Annotated in this window: 2 protein-coding genes; both read right to left on the minus strand. The window is 75.6% G+C overall.

Going from position 1 to position 1,929, the window contains the following annotated elements; translation table 11 throughout:
- Positions 1-87 precede the first annotated feature (87 nt).
- The gene (locus tag AC1MIR_RS12820) at positions 88-843 is read right to left on the minus strand and encodes an SDR family NAD(P)-dependent oxidoreductase (protein ID WP_480028538.1); all 756 of its coding nucleotides are present in this window, start codon (positions 841-843) and stop codon (positions 88-90) included.
- A 22-nt stretch (positions 844-865) separates the two neighbouring features.
- The gene (locus AC1MIR_RS12825) at positions 866-1,666 is read right to left on the minus strand and encodes a M23 family metallopeptidase (protein WP_480028539.1); all 801 of its coding nucleotides are present in this window, start codon (positions 1,664-1,666) and stop codon (positions 866-868) included.
- Positions 1,667-1,929 lie beyond the last annotated feature (263 nt).

The following is a 1,929-nucleotide window of genomic DNA, read 5'->3' on the forward strand; positions in this document are numbered from 1 at the left end:
GGCGGGGGGGGGGGGGGGGGGGCTGGGGCGGCCCCTCCCCCCGGGGGCGGGGGGGGGCCCCCCCCCGGCGGGGGGCGGCGCGTGCCGCTACACCTTGCCGCCATCCACCACGAAATACTGCGCCGTCACCATCGCGCTGTCGTCGGAAGCGAGCCACAGCGCCATCCGCGCCAGATCCGGCGGCATCACCTTGCGGTGGATGCATTGCGCGGCGAGGTGCTGCGCCACCGCCTCCGGCGTCGCCCACAGCTCTTCCTGCCGCTCGGTGAAGACCCAGCCGGGCACCAGTTCGTTGACGCGGATGTTGTCGCCGCCGAGGTCGCGCGCCAGGCCGCGCGTCAGGCCGCGCACGGCGGATTTCGCGGCCGTGTAGGCGGGCATGCCGCCCTGCGCGCTCATCCAGCTCACGCTGCCCATGTTGATGATCGAGCCCTGCCGCGCCGCGCGCATCCCGGGCGCCACCGCCTGGGCGCAGAAGAACATGTGGCGGAGATTCGTGGCCATCCGCTCGTCCCAGTAGTCGGGCTCCACCGTCTCCAGCCCGTGCCGGTCGTCGCGCGCCGCGTTGTTCACCAGCACCAGCGGATCGCCGAGCCTTGTGCGCACCTCCGCGACGGCACTCCGCAAGGCGGCGATGTCGCGCAGGTCGCACCGCACGAAAAACGCGCCCGTCGCCGCGGCGACCTGCGCGCCGTTCGCCGCGTCGAAGTCGAGGAACGCCACCCGCGCATCCTGTCGCGCGAATTGCGCGACCATCTCCGCCCCGATCCCGGTCGCGCCGCCGGTGATCAGCACGACCCGGCCGCGCAGGCTGGGATAGGTGGCGAAGCCCTGCCCGGTCATGCCGTGTCCTCCGATGTGCCGTTCAGCCTTCGAGCAGCGGCTGCGGATCGAGCCAGGTCTGGTACCAGGACAGCGAGAAATGCAGATGCGGCCCGGTGACGCGGCCGGTGGCGCCGATCTTCCCGATCGGCTGGCCGCGGTCCACCACCTCGCCCTCCGTCACGCTCCGCGCGGACAGATGCGCATAGAGCGTGTTCACGCCATGGCCATGGTCCAGCACCAGCAGCTGGCCGAAGAAGAAGAAGTCGCCCGACAGCGTCACCCGCCCCGCAAGCGCCGCCGACACCGGCGTGCCGGTCGGCGCGGCGATGTCGAAGCCGTAATGCGGCTGCCGCGGCTCGCCGTTCAGGATGCGCTGGCTGCCGAAGACGCCGCTGATCCGCCCGCGCGCCGGCCAGGCCAGCGCCGCGGCGAAGCCGGTGAGCCCGGAATCCTCGCCCCGCACCGCGCGCAGGCGCTCCCGCTCCGCCGTGATCCGCCGCAGCGCCGCCTGGTCGGGCGTCACCTGCGCGGGCGGCAGGCCACTGATGCGCTGCACCGGCCAGTCGCGCTTGCGCACCGCCAGCGCCCGCACCGCGGCGCGCCCGCCGGGCTCGGTGACGGAAAGCCGCGCGCCGGCGCCATGGTCGCGGCCGAAGCCGAAGGCGAAATCGCCCTGCGGGCTGACGCGCAGCGCCTGCCCGTCCAGCGCCATGCGCGTGCCGGGCGGCACGGTGCCGACGATCAGCGCGCCCTGTTCCGGCACGCCCCGCCATTGCAGCGCCCGCGCGCTGCGCGCGAGCAGCAGCGCCGGCGCCCCCAGCAGGATGCGACGTCCGATCACAGCAACCTCCCCTGTTGCCCGGCCTGCGGCTTCGCGCGGCCGCGCCTTGGCGCCGCGCCCTCCGCGGTCGCGGCCACCTGGCCATCGGCGAAGCCGATGGAGAGGCGCGCGCCCGGCGCCACCGCGGCGGCGCGCGCCTCTCCATCGGCTTCGCCGGTGGCCAGGTGGCCGCGGCCGCGGGGGGCGGGGCGCCCAGGCGCGGCCGCGCGACGCCGCGGGCCGGGCCCCAGGGGAGGGTGCGGTGGTCGGGCGTGGCCTCCGGG

Source organism: Falsiroseomonas sp. RANM36 (assembly GCF_056682175.1).